The organism is Escherichia sp. WS3063 (assembly GCF_046486595.1).
Classification (GTDB): Bacteria; Pseudomonadota; Gammaproteobacteria; order Enterobacterales; family Enterobacteriaceae; genus Escherichia; species Escherichia coli.
Window position 1 is genome coordinate 188,390 of the sequence record NZ_JBJQKY010000001.1, and the last position, 25,049, is coordinate 213,438.

Genomic DNA, 25,049 nt, shown 5'->3' on the forward strand with positions numbered 1-25,049 from the left:
ACGTTTCAGCGTGAGTCTCCGGCAAATACAGGAGGTTTACAATGAAACGCGCGTCTTTGCTTACACTCACGCTTATCGGCGCTTTTAGCGCCATCCAGGCAGCCTGGGCGGTTGATTATCCGCTACCTCCAACCGGAAGCCGACTGGTTGGGCAAAATCAAACGTATACGGTGCAAGAAGGGGATAAAAACCTTCAGGCCATCGCCCGACGTTTTGATACTGCGGCAATGTTGATCCTTGAAGCTAATAACACTATCGCTCCGGTGCCAAAACCCGGTACGACGATAACTATTCCTTCGCAACTGTTATTACCTGATGCGCCGCGTCAGGGGATTATCGTTAACCTTGCAGAGCTGCGCCTTTATTATTATCCGCCGGGAGAAAATATCGTGCAGGTTTATCCGATTGGTATTGGTTTGCAGGGGCTGGAAACGCCGGTGATGGAAACGCGTGTGGGGCAGAAAATCCCTAACCCAACCTGGACGCCTACGGCGGGCATTCGTCAGCGTTCGCTGGAGCGTGGCATTAAATTACCGCCAGTCGTTCCTGCCGGGCCAAATAACCCACTAGGACGTTACGCACTGCGCCTCGCGCATGGTAATGGCGAATACCTCATTCATGGCACCAGTGCGCCGGACAGCGTCGGTTTGCGCGTCAGTTCGGGCTGTATTCGCATGAATGCGCCGGATATTAAAGCCTTATTCTCCAGCGTGCGGACGGGAACGCCGGTGAAAGTGATCAACGAACCGGTGAAATATTCCGTGGAACCGAACGGGATGCGTTATGTTGAAGTACATCGACCACTATCAGCAGAAGAACAGCAGAACGTTCAGACAATGCCATACACGCTGCCAGCAGGCTTTACGCAATTTAAAGACAATAAGGCTGTAGATCAGAAGTTAGTCGATAAAGCGTTGTATCGTCGGGCAGGGTATCCGGTTGCGGTGAGCAGTGGAGCAACTCCCGCAGCCAGCAATACGCCTTCAGTAGAGTCAGCGCAGAATGGTGAACCAGAGCAAGGGAATATGTTACGCGCGACGCAGTAGCGGTAAATGGCAGGCAAAAAAAATGGCGCACAATGTGCGCCATTTTTCACTTCACAGGTACTATTACTTGCGGTATTTAGTAGCCATGTTGTCCAGACGCTGGTTAGCACGAGCTGCGTCATCTTTAGCAGCCTGAACGTCGGAACGCATTGCGTTCACGTCGTTGCTCAGCTGGTCAACTTTAGCGTTCAGAGTCTGAACGTCAGAAGACAGCTGATCGATTTTAGCGTTGCTGGAGCAACCTGCCAGCAGAGTAGAACCCAGGATTACCGCGCCCAGTACCAGTTTAGTAGCTTTCATTATTAATACCCTCTAGATTGAGTTAATCTCCATGTAGCGTTACAAGTATTACACAAAGTTTTTTATGTTGAGAATATTTTTTTGATGGGAAGGCACTTATTTTTGATCGTTCGCTCAAAGAAGCATCGAACGCTGGGTTTTAGATAAAAAAATTGAGAGAAAACAGGATGCTTCCATCGGATTCATCTTAGATAAAGTGAGATTATATAGTGAAATCCGATTTGATTTTTTATTGCTTCTGGTTATCGATTAAATAAAAAAAGCGCCCATCAGGGCGCTTCGATATACAAATTAATTCACAAAAGCAATATTACAGGACGTGAACAGATGCGGTGTTAGTAGTGCCGCTCGGTACCAGTGCACCAGAAACCATAACTACAACGTCACCTTTGTGTGCCAGACCGCTCTGCAGAGCCAGTTCTTTACCCAGACGGTAGAAATCATCAGTAGAAGTGATCTCTTTAACCAGCTGCGGCACAACGCCTTTGCTCAGTACCAACTGATGAGCCGTTTTTTCGTTGGTGGTCAGTGCCAGGATGGTGGCATCCGGGAAGTATTTACGTACTGCTCGAGCAGATTTACCGCCCTGGGTGGCAACCACGATCAGCGGAGCATCCAGTTTTTCAGCAGTTTCAACGGCACCACGGCATACCGCTTCGGTAATGCGCAGTTTACGGTTGTCATTGTTGAACTCGAGACGGCTGTTCATCACGCGGTCGGTACGTTCGCAGATGGTCGCCATGATAGAAACCGCTTCCAGCGGGTATTTACCTTTTGCGGATTCACCAGACAGCATCACTGCGTCAGTACCGTCGAGGATGGCGTTTGCAACGTCACCGGCTTCTGCGCGAGTCGGGCGTGGGTTTTTGATCATGGAATCCAGCATCTGGGTCGCAGTGATAACGACTTTACGTGCACGGATACATTTTTCGATCATCATCTTCTGGGCGAAGATAACTTCTTCTACCGGGATTTCTACACCCAGGTCGCCACGCGCAACCATGATGCCGTCAGAGGCTTCGAGGATTTCGTCGAAGTTGTTGAGGCCTTCCTGGTTTTCGATTTTGGAGATGATGTGGATGTTTTCGCCGCCGTGCGCTTTCAGGTGCTCACGGATTTCGATAACGTCAGAACGCTTACGAATAAAGGAAGCAGCGACAAAGTCTACGCCTTGTTCGCAACCAAAGATCAGGTCCTGTTTGTCTTTTTCAGCCAGTGCTGGCAGGGCAATGGAAACGCCAGGCAGGTTCACACCTTTGTTTTCACCCAGGTCGCCGTTGTTCAGCACTTTACAGATAACTTTGTTACCTTCAATGGCAGTAACTTCCATACCGATCAGACCATCGTCAACCAGTACGGTGTTGCCAACAGACAGGTCAGTTGTGAAACCTTCATACGTTACCGCAACCATTTCGCTGTTGCCGATAACAGATTTATCAGTAGTGAAAGTAAAGGTCTGACCCGCTTTCAGAGAAACGTCGTTACCGCCTTCCAGTTTCATGGTGCGGATTTCCGGACCTTTGGTATCAAGCAGGATAGCGGCGGTTTTACCAGTTTTGCTCATCACGTTGCGCAGATTCTGAATGCGCTGACCGTGTTCTGCATAGTCACCATGAGAGAAGTTCAGACGCATAACGTTCATGCCAGCGTCCAGCATTTTAGCTAACATCTCTTCAGATTCGGTTTTCGGTCCGATGGTGCAAACAATTTTGGTCTTTTTCATGACAGTCTTAGTCTTTAAGTTGAGAAGGATGGGAGAAACTTGCTTTCTGGGCGCACTGCCGGAAAGCGAATCCGGTATTACGAAAGTGGTGGTGCCTCGCTCTAAGGATAGGTGACATCGAAAAAGCGTGCAGAGGAATGTGTGCTTGTGTCTCAGCCCAACGTGAGTGCCTGTTTTTGAGTCGTTGAGTTCTACAGTCCAAAGTGCTGAAACCATTCAAGAGTCAATTGGCGCGCATTATACGCTGAAATTAATCCAAAAGGAAAACAAAAACAGCGTTTCAAAAAATATACAACTTGTTAGACAATAAATTGTTATCAAAGATTTAACGTTCCAGGGAAAAGGTTACGCAAAAACTTCGCTGTTTGCGCAACGTCTGGTGCCGGGGTTGTCACTGTGAAGATAAGTGAAAGTTCATCCGGTGTATAAATACATCATCGCTCAATTGCTACAGTTAAAATAATTTATCGCGTTATTTGTCTGATTTTGTTTGATTTTTGTCTAATTGGTTAGATTGATATATGCTGATAGTTGGCATGATAAATAGGTATAAAGAATGGGAAATCGGACAAAAGAGGATGAACTGTACCGAGAAATGTGCAGAGTTGTCGGTAAAGTTGTGCTGGAAATGCGCGATCTGGGGCAGGAACCAAAGCATATTGTTATCGCAGGCGTATTACGTACAGCATTAGCCAATAAACGCATTCAGCGCAGTGAGCTGGAAAAGCAGGCGATGGAAACCGTCATTAACGCACTGGTAAAATGACCATTCAGGATGAGGCGATAAGCTTCATCCTGATATTCTTGCTTCAGTTGCGGTCGAGTTAATCATTCTAAATAACAACTGCTGAAATTATACGAATTTCGATATGTGTTTTAATTTATAACGATAATATTATTTTTGTTTTCTGCAATGACCGTCACAAATAATTGTCGCTTAAGTTAAATTTATTTCAAATGATAATAAATATCAGTTCACTTATAATTTCTTGCTTTGTGATTTTAATTGATAACGATCAATGTTAAGGGCTCAGAATAATCACATTATTTTTTCTCCTAACCATAAAGGATTAGTTTATCGGCGTTAAATCTTTTCTCATACACTATCAGGTTAGGGAAAATATCTGGTGTTGAGGACAGAGTCAGCAGCGTATTAGTTGAATGCTTAATATCAATCTGCTGAATTGTCAGCACTGTGTTTGCGAAGAGGATGCGAAATAAATGAACCCGGTTGATCGTCCACTATTAGATATTGGCTTAACGCGATTAGAATTCTTGCGTATATCAGGAAAAGGCCTTGCTGGTTTAACAATTGCCCCTGCGTTACTGTCACTTTTGGGTTGCAAACAGGAAGATATTGATAGCGGCACAGTAGGGTTGATAAATACACCCAAAGGAGTGCTGGTGACCCAACGTGCTCGATGCACGGGTTGCCACCGCTGTGAAATCTCTTGTACCAACTTCAACGATGGCTCAGTAGGGACATTCTTCTCCCGTATCAAAATCCATCGCAATTATTTCTTTGGCGATAACGGGGTTGGCTCTGGTGGTGGCCTGTATGGCGATCTCAACTATACCGCGGACACCTGCCGTCAATGCAAAGAACCGCAATGCATGAATGTCTGCCCGATTGGTGCGATTACCTGGCAACAGAAAGAAGGCTGTATTACCGTCGATCATAAACGTTGTATTGGCTGTAGCGCCTGTACGACGGCGTGCCCGTGGATGATGGCCACCGTAAATACCGAAAGTAAAAAATCCTCGAAATGTGTGTTATGCGGTGAATGCGCAAACGCCTGCCCAACAGGGGCGTTAAAAATAATCGAGTGGAAAGATATTACTGTGTGAATCTTGCAAAGGAAAAAATCATGGCTAACGGTTGGACAGGTAATATATTAAGAGTCAATCTCACGACAGGAAATATTACCCTCGAAGATTCCAGTAAGTTTAAAAGTTTTGTCGGTGGTATGGGCTTCGGCTACAAAATTATGTATGACGAAGTACCGCCAGGCACGAAACCTTTCGATGAAGCGAATAAATTAGTCTTTGCTACCGGCCCATTAACTGGATCTGGTGCCCCCTGTAGTTCTCGTGTAAATATCACCTCACTTTCTACTTTTACCAAAGGAAATTTAGTCGTCGATGCCCATATGGGTGGCTTTTTTGCAGCGCAAATGAAATTCGCTGGCTACGACGTCATTATTATCGAAGGGAAAGCGAAATCACCGGTATGGCTGAAGATTAAAGATGACAAAGTTAGCCTGGAAAAAGCCGATTTCTTATGGGGAAAAGGGACGCGCGCAACGACGGAAGAAATTTGTCGCTTGACCAGTCCGGAAACCTGTGTGGCGGCTATTGGTCAGGCTGGAGAAAACCTTGTTCCTCTCTCTGGCATGTTGAATAGCCGTAACCACAGCGGTGGTGCGGGAACTGGCGCAATAATGGGTTCGAAAAACCTTAAAGCGATTGCGATTGAGGGGACGAAAGGGGTCAACATTGCCGATCGTCAGGAGATGAAGCGTCTCAACGATTACATGATGACTGAACTTATCGGTGCGAATAACAACCATGTCGTGCCAAGTACGCCGCAATCGTGGGCAGAGTATTCAGATCCCAAGTCACGTTGGACAGCACGTAAAGGGCTGTTTTGGGGCGCGGCTGAAGGTGGTCCGATTGAAACGGGTGAGATTCCGCCAGGCAATCAGAACACGGTCGGCTTTCGTACCTATAAATCCGTTTTTGACTTAGGTCCGGCGGCAGAGAAATACACAGTAAAAATGAGCGGCTGCCACTCTTGCCCGATCCGTTGTATGACCCAAATGAATATTCCTCGGGTGAAAGAGTTTGGCGTGCCTGGCACCGGTGGTAACACTTGTGTAGCAAACTTTGTCCATACCACTATCTTCCCAAACGGGCCGAAAGATTTTGAAGATAAAGACGATGGTCGTGTGATTGGTAACCTGGTTGGTCTGAATCTGTTCGATGACTACGGCCTATGGTGTAACTATGGTCAGCTTCATCGCGACTTTACCTATTGTTACAGCAAAGGGGTGTTCAAGCGTGTTCTGCCTGCTGAAGAGTATGCGGAAATTCGCTGGGATCAACTGGAAGCGGGTGACGTTAACTTCATTAAAGATTTTTACTACCGTCTGGCGCATCGTGTGGGTGAGCTGAGTCACCTGGCTGATGGTTCATATGCCATCGCAGAACGCTGGAATTTGGGTGAAGAGTACTGGGGCTACGCGAAAAATAAACTCTGGTCGCCGTTTGGCTATCCGGTTCACCATGCCAATGAAGCGTCAGCGCAGGTCGGTTCCATTGTTAACTGTATGTTCAACCGTGACTGCATGACGCATACCCATATCAACTTTATTGGTTCCGGCTTGCCATTGAAACTGCAACGTGAAGTGGCGAAAGAACTTTTTGGTTCTGAAGATGCTTACGACGAAACCAAAAACTACACGCCAATCAATGACGCAAAAATTAAATATGCTAAGTGGTCGCTGCTGAGGGTCTGTTTGCATAACGCCGTCACCCTGTGCAACTGGGTCTGGCCAATGACCGTTTCGCCGCTGAAAAGCCGTAATTATCGGGGCGATCTGGCGCTTGAAGCCAAATTCTTCAAAGCGATCACTGGCGAAGATATGACTCAGGAAAAATTAGATTTAGCTGCAGAGCGTATCTTTACGTTGCATCGCGCCTACACGGTAAAACTGATGCAAACCAAAGATATGCGTAATGAACACGATCTTATCTGTTCCTGGGTATTCGACAAGGATCCGCAGATCCCGGTCTTTACTGAAGGTACTGACAAAATGGATCGTGACGATATGCATGCTTCGCTCACGATGTTCTACAAAGAAATGGGCTGGGACCCACAGCTTGGTTGTCCGACCCGCGAAACATTGCAGCGTCTGGGGCTGGAAGATATTGCCGCCGATCTGGCAGCACACAATCTACTGCCTGCGTAAGGAATGGGTGAGATGAACCATCAGGATGAATTGCCGTTAGCGGAAGTCAGCGAAATTGACGAGGCGAAGCGGCAATGGTTGCAGGGGATGCGTCACCCCGTTGATACGGTAACCGAACCAGAACCTGCTGAAATCCTGGCAGGGTTCATTCGCCAGCATTCTGCGGCTGGGCAGCTGGTGGCGCGCGCCGTGTTTCTCTCGCCGCCCTATTCGGTTGCAGAAGAGGAACTGTCAGTTTTGCTGGAAAACATTAAGCAGAACGGAGACTACGCGGATATCGCGTGTATGACGGGAAGCCAGGATGATTACTATTACTCAACGCAGGCCATGAGTGAAAACTACGCGGCGATGTCTTTGCAAGTTGTGGAGCAGGACATTTGTCGCGCTATTGCACACGCCGTTCGTTTTGAGTGCCAGACGTATCCTCGTCCTTACAAAGTCGCCATGCTGATGCAAGCGCCATATTACTTCCAGGAAGCGCAGATTGAAGCCGCGATCGCCGCGATGGATGTTGCACCTGAATATGCCGATATACGGCAGGTGGAGTCATCGACGGCGGTGTTGTACTTGTTTAGCGAGCGATTTATGACCTATGGCAAGGCGTATGGCTTATGCGAATGGTTCGAGGTAGAGCAGTTTCAGAACCCCTGAAATTTCAGGGAGATGTCATGGATAGGGTGGACAGTTGCAGCCACTGCATTAGGGGATAATCAGATGTCCTTCACTCGACGCAAATTTGTTCTGGGGATGGGAACAGTAATCTTTTTTACTGGTTCTGCGTCTTCTCTGTTAGCGAACACGAGGCAAGAAAAGAAAGTTCGGTATGCCATGATTCATGACGAGTCACGGTGCAATGGCTGTAATATTTGCGCCCGCGCATGCCGTAAAACCAATCACGTCCCCGCTCAGGGAAGCCGTTTATCGATAGCACACATTCCAGTCACCGATAACGACAACGAAACGCAGTATCACTTTTTTCGCCAGTCATGTCAGCACTGCGAAGATGCTCCGTGCATCGACGTTTGTCCGACAGCGGCATCGTGGCGTGATGAGCAGGGGATCGTACGGGTAGAAAAATCGCAGTGCATCGGCTGCAGTTATTGCATTGGCGCTTGTCCTTACCAGGTTCGCTACCTTAACCCTGTCACTAAAGTGGCAGATAAATGTGATTTCTGCGCTGAGTCCCGACTGGCAAAAGGCTTTCCGCCCATTTGCGTCAGCGCCTGCCCGGAACACGCCTTGATCTTTGGTCGCGAAGATAGCCCAGAAATTCAGGCGTGGTTGCAGGAAAATAAATACTATCAATATCAGCTACCTGGTGCCGGGAAACCGCACCTGTATCGCCGGTTCGGTCAACATTTGATTAAAAAGGAAAATGTATGAACCCGTCGCAACATGCTGAACAGTTTCAGAGCCAGTTGGCGAACTATGTGCCACAGTTCACTCCCCAATTTTGGCCGGTGTGGTTGATCATTGCCGGACTATTGCTGGTAGGGATGTGGTTGGTGCTGGGGCTGCATGCCTTGCTTCGTGCTCGTGGCGTGAAGAAATCAGCCACCGACCATGGTGAGAAGGTTTATCTTTACAGCAAAGCGGTCAGATTATGGCACTGGTCGAATGCGTTACTCTTTGTATTGTTGCTGGCAAGTGGGCTGATAAATCACTTTGCGCTGGTGGGCGCAACTGCGGTTAAAAGTCTGGTTGCGGTGCATGAAGTTTGCGGATTTTTGTTACTGGCATGCTGGCTCGGCTTTGTTCTGATCAATGCCGTTGGGGGTAATGGTCACCACTATCGCATTCGTCGTCAGGGGTGGCTGGAGCGAGCGGCAAAACAAACGCGATTCTATTTGTTTGGCATTATGCAGGGGGAAGAACATCCTTTCCCGGCAACAACCCAGTCTAAATTTAATCCCTTACAGCAGGTCGCCTATGTTGGTGTCATGTATGGATTGCTGCCGTTGTTACTATTGACGGGGCTGCTGTGTCTCTATCCGCAAGCCGTGGGAGATATGTTTCCTGGCGTAAGATACTGGTTATTGCAGGCGCATTTTGCTCTGGCATTTATAAGCCTCTTTTTTATCTTCGGTCATCTTTATCTTTGCACCACGGGGCGTACGCCACACGAAACCTTTAAAAGCATGGTCGATGGCTATCACCGGCACTAACGAATGATCATTACACGAGCAGACCTGCGAGAATGGCGTATCGGAGCGGTGATGTATCGCTGGTTTCTGCGCCATTTCCCACGCGGCGGTAGTTATGCCGATATTCATCATGCACTGATTGAGGAAGGATATACGGACTGGGCGGAGAGTCTGGTTGAGTATGCGTGGAAAAAATGGCTGGCGGATGAAAACTTCGCGCATCAGGAAGTTTCTTCTATGCAAAAACTGGCCACACATCCCGGAGAGAGACCATTTTGCAGTCAGTTTGCCCGCAGCGACGATCATGCTCGCATCGGCTGTTGTGAGGATAACGCCAGAATCGCAACCGCTGGGTATGCTGCACAAATTGCCAGTATGGGTTATAGCGTGCGGATTGGAAGTGTCGGCTTTAACAGTCACATTGGCAGCTCCGGTGAACGCGCACGGGTTGCTGTAACCGGTAATTCTTCGCGGATAAGCAGCGCTGGAGATAGCAGTCGGATTGCGAATACCGGAATGCGAGTACGCGTTTGTACATTGGGTGAACGGTGTCATGTCGCCAGTAATGGTGACCTGGTGCAAATCGCCAGCTTTGGCGCAAACGCCAGAATTGCCAACAGCGGCGACAATGTACACATCATTGCCAGCGGTGAAAATTCAACGGTAGTGAGCACGGGCGTGGTCGACTCAATTATTCTCGGGCCAGGAGGAAGCGCCGCACTGGCATATCATGACGGTGAAAGAGTTCGCTTCGCCGTCGCCATTGAAGGTGAAAACAATATTCGAGCCGGAGTCCGCTATCGTCTTAATGAACAGCATCAGTTTGTTGAGTGCTGATAGCTTTACATTTGATCAAACGAAAGACGCCTACGTGCACGGGAGGCAGGTTTTACGACAGCCCGAGCCATCGCCTCACCAATTTCTGCACATGCCGTAAGTCCCTGTACGAATGGCTGGTCGTGCATCAACCAGGGCAACGCGCCGAACGCTACGCGCCCACGAATATCTTCGGGTTGCTGTAACGTATAATCTTCGCCAACATCAGGGATTTCATCCCCTGTTTTCTGTAATTGTTCGCGTAGTCCAGGGAAAGGAATATCTTTCACTTTAAGCGGACGCTGCCCACGGGCATCAATAAAAACGTCAAACGAGTAGCTGTTGTCTTCCGTTTTCAGGACGGTGCGCGACTCATTAATTTCCATTTCGTAGTCTTCACCGAGGGCGAGTATATGAATGATTCCCGCTTCACGTAAGGCCAGCAGCCGACGAATAGACTCTGAAGGGATTGCGGCATAATTATCTATGAAAACTCGGGCAAGGCCTTTACTGAACCGTTTTTGGTCGTGTTCATTCAGATGTGGAACAATTTCCTGTACTGCTTCATGCAGGCGCAGAATGACATAACGCCAGGGAACAGTATGTTTTTCTCGTTTATTGCGTTCGACTTCCTGGAGATTTTTTTCTGCCCAGTCAAATGGGTCGCGTTGTTTGCGCTCGGCAAACCAGGCTTGAGCAAAGGAATCGACATTCAGGCTCTCTAAGGCTATGCATTGGCTCCAGCCTGGATCAGCAAACTTGATTTCCTCTACTATCAATCTAAATACCCGATCCAAAAGGCCATATTCGCCTTTTTGAATCTCAGCATTTAATGCCTGATCAGTGACGATGTGTAAGGGCTCGTAGGGAATAGGGCAATAGAAATCGGCTTCGGGTAAAATACCCGTGCGCGACATTAACGTAATATTTAGCTTTTCACTTGCGTTATCGCGGTGAAAAACGACGTGTTGTTTATCATCTTCAATGAACGAACCATGCTGAATAGCCACTGCCATTGCCGCATCCAGTCCGCTCAAGGATGTTCCCATAATACCCACGTTACACGCATCGACCTTTGCTTCCATCAGGCCTGACCACGGGCTGGGAAAATACGTTCTGGTTGCTTCTTCTTCATCAGGCCAGACGTGACCCGTGGCAATCACCGCTAAATCAAACGTCTCGCTGGGTAAATCCTGATTTGTAGCGATCATGACGCCAGCATTTGTAATTTGCAGATCGGTAACCTGGCATGATTCATAAACAGCCACTGCAAATTTTTGCTGTCGTGCCTGGTCTACTAATCGTAAAAATTGATCGCGGAAATATTCGCCCAGCAGAATTCGCGGTAAAAACTGACGATCGTGCAAAGTTTCTTTTTTAACGCCATAACGTTGGAGATGGCTGGCTTCTTGCTTTTGTAGCCATTCGAGATACGTACAATAAATCGGCGGTATTTCAATACTGGCAATATTTGCCAGCATCAGTTTTGAGTTTTCCTCATCACTGTATGGCATCCCGACACCGGCTTCATCAGCCTGCTCGAAGATAGAAATAGAAAGTGGCGTTTGTTGCTGTAGAAGCGAGAATAAGGTGTAGATCCCCGTAGGCCCGGCACCCACAATAGCAATTTTTTTCATTGTTACTTACCTGTACGCATTCTTTCGAATTTAGTGTTATCAGATAAGTTTGGTTGAGATTTTTAGAATTTGAGAAATTTCAGACAGGGATGAAAAGGGCGCTAACCGCCCTTGATTAAATTCTGTCAGGCGAGTTTTGCCTGATTGATTTGACTCAGTGGCTCATTGACATCGAAAACTTTGGCGACAACTTCCTCAACGCCGAGATTTTTCAGTCGGGCAGTATGTTTTTCCAGATAGGCAAGGGCGCTTTTTTCATCAGTAAAAAGGTAGATCCCACCGGCTTCGTGGTTCTTTTCACTTTCTGTCCATACCTTCCACAGAAAACCAGGTTCCTGATTAATCGACTCAGCAAGAGGTTTAAGCTGCTCAGCCATTGCGTCGCCAAATGGGCCATTGAAAGAAAAATGAAGTTGTAACAAAGTTGCCATAGCGATTCTCCTTCTGATAACGCATACGAAGACAGTGTAAATCTTTTAACGTATTGGATACAGAGAAGAAACAGAGGGAAAAAAGAGAAGACCAGATTAAGAAAATCTGGTGCGTCCGAGTGGACTCGAACCACCGACCCCCACCATGTCAAGGTGGTGCTCTAACCAACTGAGCTACGGACGCAGGATGGTGCGTTCAATTGGACTCGAACCAACGACCCCCACCATGTCAAGGTGGTGCTCTAACCAACTGAGCTATGAACGCAACGTTGTAGGTGACAACGGGGACGAATATTAGCGGCAGAGTGGGAAGGTGGCAAGAGGCAAAACGTAATTTTCTGCGCTATTTCGACCGTTTGCAGAGCTTTTAAGCAAATTGGCTATATTTTGTTGATTTGCAAGGGCAATTTTTATTCAGGATCGCATTTACATCTGATACAACCCAATAATCCGTGTATCAGAGTTTAAACAGAGTTGTTTGCCACCATCTCAAATCTGTCGTGGATAAATCCTTCGTAGCCTTTACACTTAGGTAGCAATAAAGGCACACAGATGCAGCAAAGGAATAAATCATGGGATCTGATGCGAAAAACTTGATGAGCGACGGGAACGTGCAAATTGTTAAGACCGGCGAGGTCATTGGCGCGACGCAACTTACTGAAGGCGAGTTAATTGTTGAGGCTGGCGGAAGAGCCGAAAATACCGTGGTCACGGGGGCTGGCTGGTTGAAAGTGGCAACCGGTGGGATCGCCAAATGCACACAGTACAGCAACAATGGCACGCTATCGGTCAGCGACGGTGCCATTGCCACTGATATTGTTCAGTCCGAGGGAGGCGCAATTAGTCTCTCTACGCTCGCTACGGTTAATGGCCGCCATCCCGAAGGTGAATTCAGCGTTGATAAAGGTTATGCCTGCGGTTTGTTGCTGGAAAATGGCGGTAACCTGCGTGTACTGGAAGGTCATCGCGCGGAAAAAATTATTCTCGATCAAGAGGGTGGCTTGTTGGTCAATGGGACAACCTCAGCGGTCGTGGTAGATGAAGGTGGTGAATTGTTGGTGTATCCAGGTGGGGAAGCCAGCAATTGTGAGATTAATCAGGGCGGCGTTTTTATGCTGGCGGGGAAAGCCAATGATACGTTGCTTGCTGGTGGCACCATGAATAATCTCGGTGGTGAAGACTCTGAAACTATTGTTGAGAATGGAGCCATCTATCGTCTGGGGACGGATGGTCTTCAGCTCTACAGTTCCGGTAAGACGCAAAACCTGTCCGTTAATGTGGGTGGTCGGGCTGAAGTGCATGCCGGTACGCTGGAAAATGCGGTAATACAAGGTGGGACAGTGATCCTGTTGTCACCCACCAGCGCGGACGAAAATTTTGTCGTAGAGGAAGATCGCGCACCGGTTGAACTGACCGGTAGTGTTGCATTACTGGACGGCGCTTCAATGATTATTGGCTATGGCGCAGATCTGCAACAATCAACGATTACTGTACAGCAGGGCGGTGTATTGATTCTCGACGGCAGTACGGTAAAAGGTGACAGTGTCACTTTCAGTGTTGGTAACATCAATCTCAATGGCGGAAAACTGTGGCTGATCACTGGTGCGGCAACGCATGTGCAACTGAAAGTGAAACGCCTGCGCGGAGAGGGTGCGATTTGCCTGCAAACCAGTGCGAAAGAAATTTCACCTGACTTCATCAATGTGAAAGGGGAAGTTACTGGTGATATACACGTTGAGATAACAGATGCCAGTCGGCAAACTCTGTGTAACGCACTGAAACTACAGCCAGACGAAGACGGGATTGGCGCAACGCTCCAGCCTGCGTAAAAACACAGGCGCAACCCGTGAAGGTTGCGCCTTGTCTTTATTAGCGGGATGCTCGTTGCAGAATGATAACTGACGGCAGACGTTGCAGGAACCGCATACGCAGCATCATCATAATGGCTGCCGACGTCAGGCCAATAATAAAGCCTATCCAGAAGCCTGCTGGCCCCATAGGTTCAACGACCAGATCGGTCAGTGCCAGAATATAGCCGCTTGGCAAGCCCAGCACCCAGTAAGCCGTAAAGGTGATATAGAAAATGGAACGCGTATCTTTATAACCACGCAAAATCCCACTGCCAATCACCTGGATAGAATCAGAAATCTGATATACCGCCGCCAGCAACATCAAATGCGCAGCCAGCGTTACAACCTCGGGATTGTCGTTGTACAACAGGGCGATTTGCTCCCGCAGTGAAACCGTGAAAATGGCCGTCAGGGTTGCCATACAGACACCCACCATAAGCCCGGTCCGCGCAGCGGTTTGCGCATCCAGCGTTGAGCCCTGACCCAGACGATAACCTACGCGGATAGTTACCGCTGCCGCCAGCGACATGGGAAGCACAAACATTAGTGAACTAAAGTTCAGGGCAATCTGATGTCCTGCGACATCAACAATACCGAGCGGAGACACTAACAGAGCCACGACGGCAAACAGCGTTACTTCAAAGAACAGTGCCAGCGCAATTGGCAAACCGAGTTGAATCAGTCGTTTCATAACCGCAGGATCGGGCTTCGCGGTGCCTTTTTCGTTACGAATATCGCGCATCGAGCGGGCGCGTTTAATGTAAGAAACCATGGCAAGGAACATGACCCAATACACCGCCGCAGTAGCCACGCCACAACCAACGCCACCGAGCTCAGGCATACCGAAATGACCATAAATAAAGATATAGTTCACCGGAATGTTCACCAGCAGGCCGATAAAGCCCATCACCATACCCGGCTTGGTTTTTGCCAGACCTTCACACTGGTTACGGGCAACCTGGAAGAAAAGATAGCCCGGCGCGCCCCATAGCAACGCACGCAGATAACCCACGGCTTTGTCCGCCAGAGCCGGATCGATGTTTTCCATGGAGCGGATAATGTAGCCTGCATTCCACAGCACCAGCATAATGAGAACGGAAACAAAACCTGCCAGCCAGAAACCTTGTCGCACCTGATGCGCAATGCGCTCACGTCGACCGGAGCCATTTAATTGCGCGATAACCGGCGTTAATGCCAGCAGCAGTCCGTGACCAAAGAGGATCGCCGGAAGCCAGATAGAAGTACCGATAGCGACCGCCGCCATGTCGGTGGCACTATAGCCGCCCGCCATTACGGTATCGACAAAACCCATCGCAGTTTGGGCGATTTGCGCGAGAATCACCGGGATTGCTAATGCTAATAACAGACGCGCTTCACTGATATACTTCTGCACGTGAACACCTTTTATTTGTAGTTATATGAGAGACTAAAAAGCCGCCTGAATGGGCAGCAAAAAGAAGAAGCAGGGGAAATTCAGTCTATTGTAGCGAGGATTTATTAATTCTCCAGTGAAAAAATAGCCATTCTTACCCCTTCACTGGTAAGGGCGTTTTCCACCTGCTATTGTGCTGAACAGAATGTCTTAACTGATTTCAGGAGTTGTAAGTATGTTTACGGGGATTGTACAGGGCACCGCAAAACTGGTGTCGATTGACGAGAAACCAAATTTTCGCACGCATGTGGTGGAGTTACCCGACCACATGCTGGACGGTCTGGAAACCGGTGCTTCCGTGGCGCATAACGGTTGCTGCCTGACCGTGACGGAAATTAACGGCAACCATGTCAGTTTTGACCTGATGAAAGAAACGTTACGCATTACTAATCTTGGCGATTTAAAAGTGGGGGATTGGGTAAACGTTGAGCGTGCGGCGAAATTCAGCGATGAAATTGGCGGACACTTAATGTCAGGTCATATTATGACCACCGCTGAAGTAGCGAAAATATTAACCTCGGAAAATAATCGTCAGATCTGGTTTAAAGTCCAGGATAGTCAGTTGATGAAATATATCCTGTACAAAGGATTTATTGGCATCGACGGTATTAGCCTGACCGTCGGCGAAGTCACGCCAACGCGTTTTTGCGTCCATTTAATTCCGGAAACACTGGAACGCACGACTCTTGGGAAGAAAAAACTTGGCGCACGCGTCAACATTGAAATCGATCCACAAACTCAGGCAGTGGTTGATACGGTAGAACGTGTGCTGGCGGCACGAGAAAATGCCATGAATCAACCAGGTACAGAAGCCTGATCTGAAATCGCCCCCGGAGCGGGGGCGATAGAATAGCCTCTAGCGAGCGACTCGAAGGCCGTTTTCGACTCCGCGAGAGAACACCACCTGCCAGAGCTGAATATCACGGGCGCGGAAAGCACCTGCACAGGCATTCAGATAATAGGTAAACATCCGTTTAAAGCGTTCACTGTAGTTATCCGCAATTTCTGGCCATGCGGCGAGGAAACGTTCATACCACGCCATCAACGTAGTATCGTAATCAGCACCGAAGTTATGCCAGTCTTCCATCACAAAGTGGGGTTCGCTGGACTGAGCAATCTGGCGTACAGAGGGCAGGCAACCGTTCGGAAAAATATATTTATTAATCCAGGGATCAACATTCAGATCGGTTTTTTTCGAACCGATGGTATGGAGCAGGAATATACCTTCCGGTTTCAAATTACGATCCACCACCGCAAAATAGGTATCGTAATTTTTCGGTCCGACGTGTTCGAACATCCCCACAGAAACAATACGGTCAAACTGGTCGTTCAGGTCACGATAATCTTGCAGCAAAATGGTGACATCCAGGCCTTCACAGCGTTCCTGAGCCATTTTTTGCTGTTCGGCAGAAATGGTTACGCCGACCACGCTTACGTCATAATTAGACGCCATGTAGTGCGCCAGTCCGCCCCAGCCACAGCCAATATCCAGTACGCGCATCCCTGGTTTTAACTGCAATTTTTCACAAATCATTTTGAGCTTCGCCTGCTGGGCAGATTCCAGATTATCGGCATCTTTCCAGTAAGCACAGGAATATTGCATGAAGGGATCAAGCATGCGGCTGAACAAGTCATTACCCAAATCGTAATGCTCTTTGCCGACTATCCAGGCACGTTTTTTACTCTGCAGATTGAAGAGACGAGCGCCGGCAATACGCAGCGTGTCTTTGAAATGATGGGGGAGTTGGTTCTCGAGACCTGCGCGTAAGACTTTGCTAAAAAACATATCCAGTCGGTCACATTCCCACCAGCCATCCATATAACTTTCGCCTAACCCCAACGATCCTTCCTGCAGAACGCGTTTAAAAAAATCGGGGTTTTTGACACGAATATCCGCCGGGGCAGAACCGTTAATGGCTATACCGGCACGGCTAAGTAATTCGTTGGCGATACGGTACCAGTTGTCATCCGGTACACTGACTTCTTCTATACACGATGAACTCATAGTTTCTCCATCACTGGTCGGTGATCAGAACCTTAAAACAGCGTAGACGCTTTTTGGGCTTTGTGAGAAATCTCGCAGAAAAAACCGCGAGTCTATAATCCGACGTAGAACAGAGGGAAAGGAGGAACCCTTGCCGAAATGACCATCCATAGTGAGTCGGGAACGATCCTGTCCCCGTAATAACATAATATTTATCGTAGTTTTAACAACTCGAAATTAGTATAGGCCGCTAATTTCAATCATACAACAAAATTTTGTTAGCAGCCTAAGTATAAGTATATCGATATAGATCAGTGTGATTCGCTATGAGCGACTTCGGCATTGCCATGATTCTGGCAGCCAACTTCTTCACAACGTTGCATCATGTAACCCAGAGCGACCAGCACTACTGTTGATAACATCACGCTGGTGGTGGTGAGCAATGGCGTGCTGATACTGATAAGCCAGGAAACTACCAGACTTGCGAGGAAGCACAGACCCAGTTGCAGAGTGTTCTGCAACGCTGCGGCGCGACCGGTTGCATGTGGGAAGGGACGCAGCGCCTGGGCGACAACAATCGGGTAGATCGCACCGTTGGCAATCGCCATCACACAGAATGGGATCAGGATTTCGACCAGCGACACATGGCTAATGAAGCCCGCAGCCCAGGTCGCAATGACGCTGACAGCAAACAGTACCAGCAACCACGGTAATAACTGCTTGCCTTGCCATTTCTGCAGCGCGGCGCGACAGCCATAACCACCAATCAGAAACGCGATAGTTTGCGGGACATAACTTAAACCAATAACTGCCGGGCTGTAGCCCATTTCACTAAGGATGAACGGTGAGCCGGTCAGCCATGCAAAAAAACTGGCTGAACAGGCCGCATATATCAGCACGTTGCCGCGATAGGTTTTAGAACGTAGCAGGTCGGTAAAGGTCAGACCATCCTGACTATTGTTACGGGCCTTCGTCGTGGGTTTGAGCCAGAAAATAGGCAGAATCAGCACCACGGTAATGGCAAACAGGGTGGCGAAAATCGCCTGCCAGGAAAAATGGACCAGCAGCCAGCTTCCTAACAGAGGAGCCAGTGCCGGAGATAGACCCACCAGCGGCATGATGGTCGCAAAAATACGGTTAACTTTCTGTGAAGGATAATAATCCGTCACTAACGCTTGCCAGATAACCGCCGCGGCGCAGACACCCACAGCCTGTACAAAACGCAATACCAGCAGCGTAGCGGCGTTTTCTACCCACAGCATCCCCAGACTACCTAACGCAAAAATTGTCAGGCCGATTAATAATACCGGTTTACGACCATAACGGTCGGAGAGCGGCCCCCACAGAAGCTGGGCTGCGGCAAAACCGGCAAGGAACAGACTAAGGCTGGCACTGACAGCAGACGCAGGCGTTTGCAGGTCGGCCTGTATGGCGGCGAAAGCAGGCAGATACATATCGGTTGCCAGAAAACCGAGTACGCTCAAACCCGCCAGCCAGACTAAAAATCTTTTCCCAGGTTGCATGTATATTCTCTAAATCTCTCAATTAAACACCGCCGCAAAGTGTAGGGAGTGAAATTAGTGTTGTGAAACGGTAATATTTGATGACTGGTTTCAAAAATTTTGCAGGCAGACTATGTGGTCAGAATATTCACTCGAAGTTGTTGATGCGGTAGCGCGTAATGGTAGTTTTAGCGCTGCAGCCCAGGAGTTGCATCGCGTTCCTTCTGCGGTCAGCTATACCGTGCGTCAGCTGGAAGAGTGGCTGGCGGTGCCGCTGTTTGAACGACGTCACCGTGATGTGGAACTGACCGCTGCCGGGGCGTGGTTTCTCAAAGAAGGGCGCTCTGTTGTCAAAAAAATGCAGATCACCCGGCAGCAATGTCAGCAGATAGCGAACGGCTGGCGCGGTCAGTTAGCTATCGCAGTGGATAATATTGTCAGGCCAGAACGTACACGGCAGATGATCGTTGATTTTTATCGCCATTTTGATGATGTCGAACTTCTTGTCTTTCAGGAAGTGTTCAACGGTGTCTGGGATGCGCTTTCCGACGGGCGCGTGGAACTTGCGATTGGCGCAACACGCGCGATTCCGGTAGGTGGTCGTTATGCCTTCCGGGATATGGGGATGCTAAGCTGGAGTTGCGTTGTTGCCAGTCACCACCCGCTGGCGTTGATGGATGGCCCGTTCAGCGATGATACGTTGCGCAACTGGCCGTCGTTGGTGCGCGAAGACACCTCGCGAACGCTACCTAAACGTATTACCTGGTTGCTGGATAACCAAAAAAGAGTTGTCGTGCCTGACTGGGAATCATCGGCAACCTGTATCTCTGCAGGATTATGCATAGGGATGGTGCCAACACATTTCGCCAAACCGTGGCTTAATGAGGGTAAGTGGGTAGCACTAGAACTGGAAAACCCTTTCCCGGATTCGGCATGTTGTCTGACATGGCAGCAAAATGATATGTCGCCTGCGTTAACCTGGTTGCTTGAGTATCTCGGCGATAGTGAGACGCTGAATAAGGAGTGGCTGCGGGAGCCGGAAGAGACTCCCGCAACGGGTGATTAACGACGATAGTCGCGGAACGGGCCGTCAGCCACGGAGCGGCGTTCAATCAACCGCGGATGCACTTCAATGGACTGCGGTTCTTCACGTTTGTTGACGATACGATCCAACAGCATGTTGAACGCTGTTTCACCCAGCGAATCTTTTGGCTGATGGATCGTGGTCAGCGCCGGCGTAAAATAGCGGGCGTTGCGCACGTTATCATAACCGATCAGCGAAACATCCTGCGGCACGCGCAGACCCATTTCATCAGCAGCACAAAGTGCGCCCATTGCCATGATATCGCCACCACAGAAGACGGCAGTAGGGCGATGCGACTGCGACAGGATTTGCTGCATGGCGCGATAACCGGATTCAGGTTCAAAGTCACCCTGCACAATCCAGCTTTCCGGCACTTTGATCATCGCTTCTTCCATCGCCTTCATAAAACCGGCAAGGCGGCCTGCGCCAGTGTTACGTTCCAGCGGGCCGGGGATAACGCCGATTTCGCGGTGACCGCGTTCTATCAGATAACGCCCGGCCATGTAGCCGCCTTCGAACGCGTTATCAATGACCGCATCGGTGAAGTCAGCTTTTGCTTCACCCCAGTCCATCACCACCATTGGGATATGGCGATACTCTTCCAGCATCGCCAGCAATGGCTCTGGGTACTCAGAACACATCACCAGCAGACCATCGACGCGTTTTTGCGCCATCATCGACAGATAAGCCCGCTGTTTCTCAAGATTGTTCCACGCATTGCCCAGAATCAGGGTGTAACCTTTCTGGAAGCAATTTTTTTCAACCGCTTCAATGATCTCGGCAAAATAGGCCGCTTCGCTGCTGGTCGCCAGCAAACCGATAGACTTAGTGTGGTTAACCTTCAGGCTACGCGCCACCGCGCTAGGGGAGTAGTGTAATTCTTTAATCGCTGCCCACACGGCGTTGCGCGTTTCTTCAGCGACGAAACGTGTTTTGTTGATCACGTGTGACACAGTTGTAGTGGAAACGTTTGCTCGTTTCGCTACATCTTTTATTGTTGCCATTCCATTTCACTCCAGACCCTAACTTCAGCTCCTGCAAAATCGCAAGGTAAACGTTTGCCTTTACACACCTTACGCACAACAAAAGTGTTGCGGTACGCCGGAAAAACGACACGGAGCGTCAGGAAGGGGTCAATGGCCAGTACGCAAATAGTGTAAGCGTGGAATTTTGGCCGATCTTGACGAAAAGGGGAAGTGGTAAAAACACTTATCATTATAAATGACGGGAGATTTTTTCATCACAGTGTGTAAAAATGCGTAATATCACTTTTTGTGTGGTAATAAAAAAGGAGAAAACTTGATGAGCACCGACCTTAAATTTTCACTGGTAACAACGATTATCGTCCTCGGTTTGATCGTGGCCGTGGGTTTGACTGCCGCGCTGCACTGATTTCCTCTCGAGGGAGCGCGTTCTCCCTCGCATCTCCTTCCTGTTTGTTAGCAAAATGGCAAAAGTGTTTTCTCTTTTTGTTATTTTCATTTTTTTGTGATTGCTGTCATGCTTTCGCCACTTTAATGAATATCGCGTAATGACGCGAAGAGGTGGAGATAAGGCATGAAAATTAACTATCCGTTGCTGGCGCTGGCGATTGGCGCGTTTGGTATCGGGACAACGGAGTTCTCGCCAATGGGCTTGTTGCCCGTCATTGCGCGCGGTGTGGATGTCTCGATTCCCGCTGCCGGAATGTTAATCAGTGCCTATGCAGTTGGCGTAATGGTGGGCGCGCCGCTGATGACGCTTCTACTTTCTCATCGTGCCCGCCGCAGTGCGTTGATTTTCCTGATGGCGATTTTCACTCTCGGCAACGTACTTTCCGCCATCGCGCCGGATTATATGACCCTGATGCTTTCTCGCATTTTGACCAGCCTGAATCACGGAGCATTTTTTGGTTTGGGTTCAGTCGTGGCCGCAAGCGTGGTGCCAAAACATAAACAGGCCAGCGCAGTTGCCACTATGTTTATGGGGTTAACCCTGGCAAATATCGGTGGCGTGCCGGCGGCGACCTGGTTGGGTGAAACCATCGGCTGGCGGATGTCATTTCTGGCAACGGCGGGGCTGGGAGTGATTTCAATGGTAAGTCTGTTCTTCTCATTACCTAAAGGTGGTGCAGGGGCACGACCTGAAGTGAAAAAAGAGCTGGCGGTATTAATGCGTCCGCAGGTGCTGTCTGCATTGCTGACGACGGTACTGGGAGCTGGTGCAATGTTTACCCTCTACACCTATATCTCTCCGGTACTGCAAAGTATTACCCACGCAACACCGGTGTTCGTCACAGCAATGCTGGTGCTGATTGGTGTCGGATTCTCTATCGGTAACTATCTCGGCGGCAAACTGGCAGATCGTTCAGTTAACGGCACGTTGAAAGGCTTTTTGTTGCTGCTGATGGTGATTATGCTGGCAATCCCGTTCCTGGCCCGCAATGAGTTCGGCGCAGCTATTAGCATGGTGGTGTGGGGCGCTGCAACCTTTGCGGTCGTACCGCCGTTACAGATGCGCGTAATGCGTGTCGCCAGTGAAGCGCCAGGTCTGTCTTCATCAGTCAATATTGGTGCCTTTAATCTTGGAAATGCGCTGGGAGCAGCTGCTGGTGGTGCGGTAATTTCCGCTGGGCTGGGATACAGCTTTGTGCCGGTGATGGGGGCGATTGTCGCGGGACTGGCATTATTGCTGGTGTTTATGTCAGCCAGAAAACAACCTGAAACAGTTTGCGTTGCCAACAGCTAATTAAACAAAAACGCAGAAGGATAACCTTCTGCGTTACAGTTGCTGGCAACGTGCGATTTATCTTGCCGGATGCGGTGTTAACAACTCATCCGTGTTGGCATGGTAAGCGAAGCGCATCAGGCAATGCTGCATTTGCCATCAGTTATTATGCAGCGAGATTTTTCGCTACGAATTCCCAGTTCACCAGCGCCCAGAAGTGCTCCAGATAGCCAGGACGTGCATTGCGATAGTCGATGTAATAAGCGTGTTCCCAGACATCAACGGTCAGCAGCGGAGTTGCATCGGTGGTCAGTGGAGTACCCGCGTTAGAGGTTGAAACGATAGCCAGCTTGCCATCGCTGTTTTTCACCAGCCAGGTCCAGCCAGAACCAAAGTTTTTGATCGCTGCATCAGTAAACTGAGCTTTGAAATCGGCAAAGCTGCCAAAAGATGCGGCGATAGCTTCAGCGACTTTTCCAGTCGGTTCGCCACCCGCGTTCGGTGCCAGGCAGTTCCAGTAGAAAGTATGGTTCCAGACCTGAGCTGCGTTGTTGAATACGCCACCTTCAGAGCTGCGAATAATCTCTTCCAGTGATTTACCTTCAAACGCGGTACCTTTAATCAGGTTGTTCAGGTTAGTCACATAAGTCTGATGATGCTTGCCGTAGTGATACTCGATGGTTTCCGCAGAAATGTGCGGTGCCAGAGCATCTTTAGCATATGGTAGTGCAGGTAATTCGAATGACATTGCTACTCTCCTTTATTATTAATTTGCATACGTACAATAGCCTTATTGTGCGTATGGATAGGGTAGCAAATTAAAAGGTGAGACAAAAGATGAACTTACCCTGTTGCCGTAACAACAGGGTAAAGTTTTAGCGAAGTGTTTTTGGGGTCATTACCCGGCGAGCGCCAACATAGTGGCGCTGCCAGTAGTCTTCACTGAGAGAAGTGATTTGAATTTCCTGACCCGTACGCGGTGACTGAATAAATTTGCCGTTGCCGACATATACGCCGACATGATCGGCTGTACCGCGTCCCTGAGTACGGAAAAAGACCAGGTCGCCGTTTTTCAGTTCACTACGTTCGATTGGCGCTGCATCTCGCAGGTGATACATTTCATTCGCCGTACGCGGAATACGAATTTTCACCAAATCTTTATAAGCGTAATAAACCAGGCCGCTGCAATCAAAACCGGTACGCGGTGAGCTGCCGCCCCAACGATATGGCTTACCAATTTGCTGCATCAGTTTATTCATTGCCACTTTCGTGGCTTTTTGCACCTTCGCTTTGTGCGCGTCGGCAAGGGTTCCTGACGCGGCATTTTTGACTTTCACACAATGCGATTTATAGCCCTTACGTTTGGTACACTTTTCGGTAAAGTTGGCTGAGGCCGTTTTATTGACGGCGTGTTTGCTGCGAGTTTTGGCGTTTTTAGAAGCGGTAATGGAAGATTTTTTAACGGAAGAAGCGGTTTTGCTTTTGATCGTACTTTTACTGGCGGCTTTTTTCGCTGTTTTCTGGCTGGCTTTCTGGGTCTTTTTGGTGGTTGCCGTGCTTTTCTTTTTATCTGCTTTTTTGGTGATATGAGTAGTAGCAGAACTCTCCCTGGCTTGCTTTGAAGCATGGGCCATAGGCGTTAAAGGCAGGGTGGTAAAAAGTAAAGCACAGAGCGTGATCGAAATACGGTTTATCCGCGCCACTGAGCGTCCCTCTGTTAAGGCAGGTCTATCATGCCTGCGTCTGATTTACAAAACTTGATGATTCTAATGCATAGAAGAAGAGAAAGTTAATAGCTTTTATTGTTAAAAAATACGTTTCGTCGGCGAGCGCAAAAAAATGCAGCAGTGAAAGCTAAAAATGGTTATAAACACGCCAGTTTGCCGTGCATAAGGGAAGAAACGAATATTTGAAATGCAACAAATAGAACAAAGGGATAAAATAGCAAAAGCGTGATGAAAATGTTATTTTCCGATGCCGCACTGACCCGCTACAATGTCAGATTACTGCCGTAAAGAAGTTTGAGGAAGCAAGACAATGAGCACCACTATCGAAAAAATCCAACGCCAGATTGCTGAAAACCCGATCCTGCTGTACATGAAAGGTTCACCGAAACTGCCGAGCTGCGGTTTCTCTGCCCAGGCAGTCCAGGCGCTTGCCGCATGTGGCGAACGTTTTGCCTATGTTGATATTCTGCAGAATCCGGACATTCGTGCGGAACTGCCGAAATATGCTAACTGGCCGACTTTCCCGCAACTGTGGGTAGACGGCGAGCTGGTCGGCGGTTGTGATATCGTGATCGAAATGTATCAGCGTGGCGAACTGCAGCAGTTGATCAAAGAAACTGCCGCTAAATACAAGTCTGAAGAGCCGGACGCGGAATAATCCGTCCTGCAATACTGACGGATGCGAACGGGCATCCG

General features: G+C 48.8%; 25 protein-coding genes and 2 tRNA genes. 14 read left to right on the top strand and 13 right to left on the bottom strand.

Annotation, left to right across the window (positions count from 1 at the left end; all coding sequences use genetic code 11):
- Positions 1 to 41: 41 nt before the first annotated feature.
- Positions 42 to 1,046: a L,D-transpeptidase LdtE gene (gene ldtE, locus ACJHYW_RS00955; RefSeq protein WP_000817097.1), complete on the top strand. Its 1,005-nt coding sequence runs from the start codon at positions 42 to 44 to the stop codon at positions 1,044 to 1,046.
- 63 nt (positions 1,047 to 1,109) lie between these two features.
- On the opposite strand, the gene lpp is transcribed toward ldtE, so the two are convergent.
- The 3 genes from lpp to ACJHYW_RS00970 all read right to left on the bottom strand — a co-directional run bounded on the left by lpp (position 1,110) and on the right by ACJHYW_RS00970 (position 3,271).
- A complete protein-coding gene (lpp, locus tag ACJHYW_RS00960) occupies positions 1,110 to 1,346 on the bottom strand; it encodes a murein lipoprotein Lpp (protein WP_000648420.1) in 237 nt (78 codons plus the stop codon).
- A gap of 310 nt (positions 1,347 to 1,656) precedes the next feature.
- A complete protein-coding gene (gene pykF / locus ACJHYW_RS00965) occupies positions 1,657 to 3,069 on the bottom strand; it encodes a pyruvate kinase PykF (RefSeq protein WP_001295403.1) in 1,413 nt (470 codons plus the stop codon).
- 7 nt (positions 3,070 to 3,076) lie between these two features.
- Positions 3,077 to 3,271 (bottom strand): protein YnhH, encoded by a 195-nt coding sequence (locus ACJHYW_RS00970; RefSeq protein ID WP_240806354.1) that lies wholly within the window; start codon positions 3,269 to 3,271, stop codon positions 3,077 to 3,079.
- Between the two features lie 354 nt (positions 3,272 to 3,625).
- On the opposite strand from ACJHYW_RS00970, the gene fumD reads away from it, so the two are divergent.
- The 7 genes from fumD to ydhT all read left to right on the top strand — a co-directional run bounded on the left by fumD (position 3,626) and on the right by ydhT (position 10,021).
- Positions 3,626 to 3,835, top strand: coding sequence for a fumarate hydratase FumD (gene fumD, locus ACJHYW_RS00975; protein ID WP_000528342.1), 210 nt, complete (start codon positions 3,626 to 3,628; stop codon positions 3,833 to 3,835).
- A 455-nt stretch (positions 3,836 to 4,290) separates the two neighbouring features.
- Positions 4,291 to 4,917 (top strand): ferredoxin-like protein, encoded by a 627-nt coding sequence (locus ACJHYW_RS00980; protein ID WP_001070230.1) that lies wholly within the window; start codon positions 4,291 to 4,293, stop codon positions 4,915 to 4,917.
- 20 nt (positions 4,918 to 4,937) lie between these two features.
- On the top strand, positions 4,938 to 7,040 hold the full coding sequence (locus ACJHYW_RS00985) for an aldehyde ferredoxin oxidoreductase (protein ID WP_061092687.1): 2,103 nt from the start codon (positions 4,938 to 4,940) through the stop codon (positions 7,038 to 7,040).
- A gap of 12 nt (positions 7,041 to 7,052) precedes the next feature.
- Positions 7,053 to 7,691, top strand: coding sequence for a YdhW family putative oxidoreductase system protein (locus tag ACJHYW_RS00990; RefSeq protein ID WP_001361449.1), 639 nt, complete (start codon positions 7,053 to 7,055; stop codon positions 7,689 to 7,691).
- 63 nt (positions 7,692 to 7,754) lie between these two features.
- Positions 7,755 to 8,423, top strand: a complete 669-nt coding sequence (locus ACJHYW_RS00995; RefSeq protein ID WP_001361451.1) for a 4Fe-4S dicluster domain-containing protein — start codon at positions 7,755 to 7,757, stop codon at positions 8,421 to 8,423.
- Positions 8,420 to 9,205: a thiosulfate reductase cytochrome B subunit gene (gene phsC, locus ACJHYW_RS01000; RefSeq protein WP_001070010.1), complete on the top strand. Its 786-nt coding sequence runs from the start codon at positions 8,420 to 8,422 to the stop codon at positions 9,203 to 9,205. The genes ACJHYW_RS00995 and phsC overlap by 4 nt, the downstream gene beginning before the upstream one ends.
- A gap of 3 nt (positions 9,206 to 9,208) precedes the next feature.
- Complete coding sequence (gene ydhT / locus ACJHYW_RS01005) at positions 9,209 to 10,021, top strand: protein YdhT (RefSeq protein WP_000587589.1); 813 nt, start codon at positions 9,209 to 9,211, stop codon at positions 10,019 to 10,021.
- Between the two features lie 5 nt (positions 10,022 to 10,026).
- Here the strand turns inward: ydhT and ACJHYW_RS01010 are convergent, their stop codons facing one another.
- The 4 genes from ACJHYW_RS01010 to ACJHYW_RS01025 form a co-directional block, all read right to left on the bottom strand.
- Entirely contained in the window at positions 10,027 to 11,637 is a 1,611-nt protein-coding gene (locus ACJHYW_RS01010) for an FAD-NAD(P)-binding protein (RefSeq protein WP_061092688.1), read from the bottom strand.
- Positions 11,638 to 11,762: 125 nt separating this feature from the next.
- Positions 11,763 to 12,068 carry a monooxygenase gene (locus ACJHYW_RS01015; RefSeq protein ID WP_000212678.1) on the bottom strand — a complete coding sequence of 102 codons (306 nt, stop codon included), beginning with the start codon at positions 12,066 to 12,068 and terminating at the stop codon, positions 11,763 to 11,765.
- 107 nt (positions 12,069 to 12,175) lie between these two features.
- Positions 12,176 to 12,252, bottom strand: a tRNA-Val gene (locus ACJHYW_RS01020).
- Positions 12,253 to 12,256: 4 nt separating this feature from the next.
- Positions 12,257 to 12,333, bottom strand: a tRNA-Val gene (locus tag ACJHYW_RS01025).
- A 307-nt stretch (positions 12,334 to 12,640) separates the two neighbouring features.
- Between ACJHYW_RS01025 and ACJHYW_RS01030 the strand changes: the two genes are divergently transcribed.
- On the top strand, positions 12,641 to 13,897 hold the full coding sequence (locus tag ACJHYW_RS01030) for an AIDA repeat-containing protein (RefSeq protein WP_000534305.1): 1,257 nt from the start codon (positions 12,641 to 12,643) through the stop codon (positions 13,895 to 13,897).
- Positions 13,898 to 13,937: 40 nt separating this feature from the next.
- Here ACJHYW_RS01030 and mdtK read toward each other — a convergent pair whose 3' ends face one another.
- Positions 13,938 to 15,311, bottom strand: coding sequence for a multidrug efflux MATE transporter MdtK (mdtK, locus tag ACJHYW_RS01035; protein WP_001174942.1), 1,374 nt, complete (start codon positions 15,309 to 15,311; stop codon positions 13,938 to 13,940).
- A 214-nt stretch (positions 15,312 to 15,525) separates the two neighbouring features.
- On the opposite strand from mdtK, the gene ribE reads away from it, so the two are divergent.
- Positions 15,526 to 16,167, top strand: coding sequence for a riboflavin synthase (ribE, locus tag ACJHYW_RS01040; protein WP_000493947.1), 642 nt, complete (start codon positions 15,526 to 15,528; stop codon positions 16,165 to 16,167).
- Between the two features lie 39 nt (positions 16,168 to 16,206).
- Here the strand turns inward: ribE and cfa are convergent, their stop codons facing one another.
- Both cfa and punC read right to left on the bottom strand, forming a co-directional pair.
- Entirely contained in the window at positions 16,207 to 17,355 is a 1,149-nt protein-coding gene (cfa, locus tag ACJHYW_RS01045; protein ID WP_000098896.1) for a cyclopropane fatty acyl phospholipid synthase, read from the bottom strand.
- A 290-nt stretch (positions 17,356 to 17,645) separates the two neighbouring features.
- A complete protein-coding gene (punC, locus tag ACJHYW_RS01050) occupies positions 17,646 to 18,857 on the bottom strand; it encodes a purine nucleoside transporter PunC (RefSeq protein ID WP_001182363.1) in 1,212 nt (403 codons plus the stop codon).
- A 112-nt stretch (positions 18,858 to 18,969) separates the two neighbouring features.
- Between punC and punR the strand changes: the two genes are divergently transcribed.
- Positions 18,970 to 19,902 (top strand): DNA-binding transcriptional activator PunR, encoded by a 933-nt coding sequence (gene punR / locus ACJHYW_RS01055; protein WP_000269501.1) that lies wholly within the window; start codon positions 18,970 to 18,972, stop codon positions 19,900 to 19,902.
- Here punR and purR read toward each other — a convergent pair.
- Positions 19,899 to 20,924 carry an HTH-type transcriptional repressor PurR gene (purR, locus tag ACJHYW_RS01060; RefSeq protein ID WP_000190985.1) on the bottom strand — a complete coding sequence of 342 codons (1,026 nt, stop codon included), beginning with the start codon at positions 20,922 to 20,924 and terminating at the stop codon, positions 19,899 to 19,901. The genes punR and purR overlap by 4 nt on opposite strands.
- Before the next feature lie 298 nt (positions 20,925 to 21,222).
- On the opposite strand from purR, the gene cydH reads away from it, so the two are divergent.
- Positions 21,223 to 21,312: a cytochrome bd-I accessory subunit CydH gene (gene cydH, locus ACJHYW_RS01065; RefSeq protein WP_000102278.1), complete on the top strand. Its 90-nt coding sequence runs from the start codon at positions 21,223 to 21,225 to the stop codon at positions 21,310 to 21,312.
- Positions 21,313 to 21,477: 165 nt separating this feature from the next.
- Positions 21,478 to 22,647: an MFS transporter gene (locus tag ACJHYW_RS01070; RefSeq protein ID WP_000701040.1), complete on the top strand. Its 1,170-nt coding sequence runs from the start codon at positions 21,478 to 21,480 to the stop codon at positions 22,645 to 22,647.
- 145 nt (positions 22,648 to 22,792) lie between these two features.
- Here the strand turns inward: ACJHYW_RS01070 and sodB are convergent, their stop codons facing one another.
- Entirely contained in the window at positions 22,793 to 23,374 is a 582-nt protein-coding gene (gene sodB / locus ACJHYW_RS01075) for a superoxide dismutase [Fe] (RefSeq protein WP_000007283.1), read from the bottom strand.
- A 127-nt stretch (positions 23,375 to 23,501) separates the two neighbouring features.
- Entirely contained in the window at positions 23,502 to 24,329 is an 828-nt protein-coding gene (mepH, locus tag ACJHYW_RS01080) for a peptidoglycan DD-endopeptidase MepH (protein WP_000101179.1), read from the bottom strand.
- A 334-nt stretch (positions 24,330 to 24,663) separates the two neighbouring features.
- On the opposite strand from mepH, the gene grxD reads away from it, so the two are divergent.
- Positions 24,664 to 25,011, top strand: a complete 348-nt coding sequence (gene grxD, locus ACJHYW_RS01085; RefSeq protein WP_000108172.1) for a monothiol glutaredoxin 4 — start codon at positions 24,664 to 24,666, stop codon at positions 25,009 to 25,011.
- The last annotated feature ends 38 nt before the right edge of the window (positions 25,012 to 25,049 follow it).

Excerpts from the sequence above, each read along its gene's own strand:
- pykF (WP_001295403.1), bottom strand. The coding sequence starts at position 3,069 with ATGAAAAAGACCAAAATTGTTTGCACCATCGGACCGAAAACCGAATCT.
- punC (WP_001182363.1), bottom strand. The coding sequence starts at position 18,857 with ATGCAACCTGGGAAAAGATTTTTAGTCTGGCTGGCGGGTTTGAGCGTA.
- purR (WP_000190985.1), bottom strand. The coding sequence starts at position 20,924 with ATGGCAACAATAAAAGATGTAGCGAAACGAGCAAACGTTTCCACTACA.
- ACJHYW_RS00985 (WP_061092687.1), top strand. The coding sequence starts at position 4,938 with ATGGCTAACGGTTGGACAGGTAATATATTAAGAGTCAATCTCACGACA.
- cydH (WP_000102278.1), top strand. The coding sequence starts at position 21,223 with ATGAGCACCGACCTTAAATTTTCACTGGTAACAACGATTATCGTCCTC.
- ACJHYW_RS01015 (WP_000212678.1), bottom strand. The coding sequence starts at position 12,068 with ATGGCAACTTTGTTACAACTTCATTTTTCTTTCAATGGCCCATTTGGC.
- ACJHYW_RS00995 (WP_001361451.1), top strand. The coding sequence starts at position 7,755 with ATGTCCTTCACTCGACGCAAATTTGTTCTGGGGATGGGAACAGTAATC.
- cfa (WP_000098896.1), bottom strand. The coding sequence starts at position 17,355 with ATGAGTTCATCGTGTATAGAAGAAGTCAGTGTACCGGATGACAACTGG.
- lpp (WP_000648420.1), bottom strand. The coding sequence starts at position 1,346 with ATGAAAGCTACTAAACTGGTACTGGGCGCGGTAATCCTGGGTTCTACT.
- ribE (WP_000493947.1), top strand. The coding sequence starts at position 15,526 with ATGTTTACGGGGATTGTACAGGGCACCGCAAAACTGGTGTCGATTGAC.
- ACJHYW_RS01070 (WP_000701040.1), top strand. The coding sequence starts at position 21,478 with ATGAAAATTAACTATCCGTTGCTGGCGCTGGCGATTGGCGCGTTTGGT.
- ACJHYW_RS00980 (WP_001070230.1), top strand. The coding sequence starts at position 4,291 with ATGAACCCGGTTGATCGTCCACTATTAGATATTGGCTTAACGCGATTA.
- grxD (WP_000108172.1), top strand. The coding sequence starts at position 24,664 with ATGAGCACCACTATCGAAAAAATCCAACGCCAGATTGCTGAAAACCCG.
- phsC (WP_001070010.1), top strand. The coding sequence starts at position 8,420 with ATGAACCCGTCGCAACATGCTGAACAGTTTCAGAGCCAGTTGGCGAAC.
- punR (WP_000269501.1), top strand. The coding sequence starts at position 18,970 with ATGTGGTCAGAATATTCACTCGAAGTTGTTGATGCGGTAGCGCGTAAT.
- ACJHYW_RS01010 (WP_061092688.1), bottom strand. The coding sequence starts at position 11,637 with ATGAAAAAAATTGCTATTGTGGGTGCCGGGCCTACGGGGATCTACACC.
- ACJHYW_RS00990 (WP_001361449.1), top strand. The coding sequence starts at position 7,053 with ATGAACCATCAGGATGAATTGCCGTTAGCGGAAGTCAGCGAAATTGAC.
- ldtE (WP_000817097.1), top strand. The coding sequence starts at position 42 with ATGAAACGCGCGTCTTTGCTTACACTCACGCTTATCGGCGCTTTTAGC.
- fumD (WP_000528342.1), top strand. The coding sequence starts at position 3,626 with ATGGGAAATCGGACAAAAGAGGATGAACTGTACCGAGAAATGTGCAGA.
- sodB (WP_000007283.1), bottom strand. The coding sequence starts at position 23,374 with ATGTCATTCGAATTACCTGCACTACCATATGCTAAAGATGCTCTGGCA.
- ydhT (WP_000587589.1), top strand. The coding sequence starts at position 9,209 with ATGATCATTACACGAGCAGACCTGCGAGAATGGCGTATCGGAGCGGTG.
- ACJHYW_RS01030 (WP_000534305.1), top strand. The coding sequence starts at position 12,641 with ATGGGATCTGATGCGAAAAACTTGATGAGCGACGGGAACGTGCAAATT.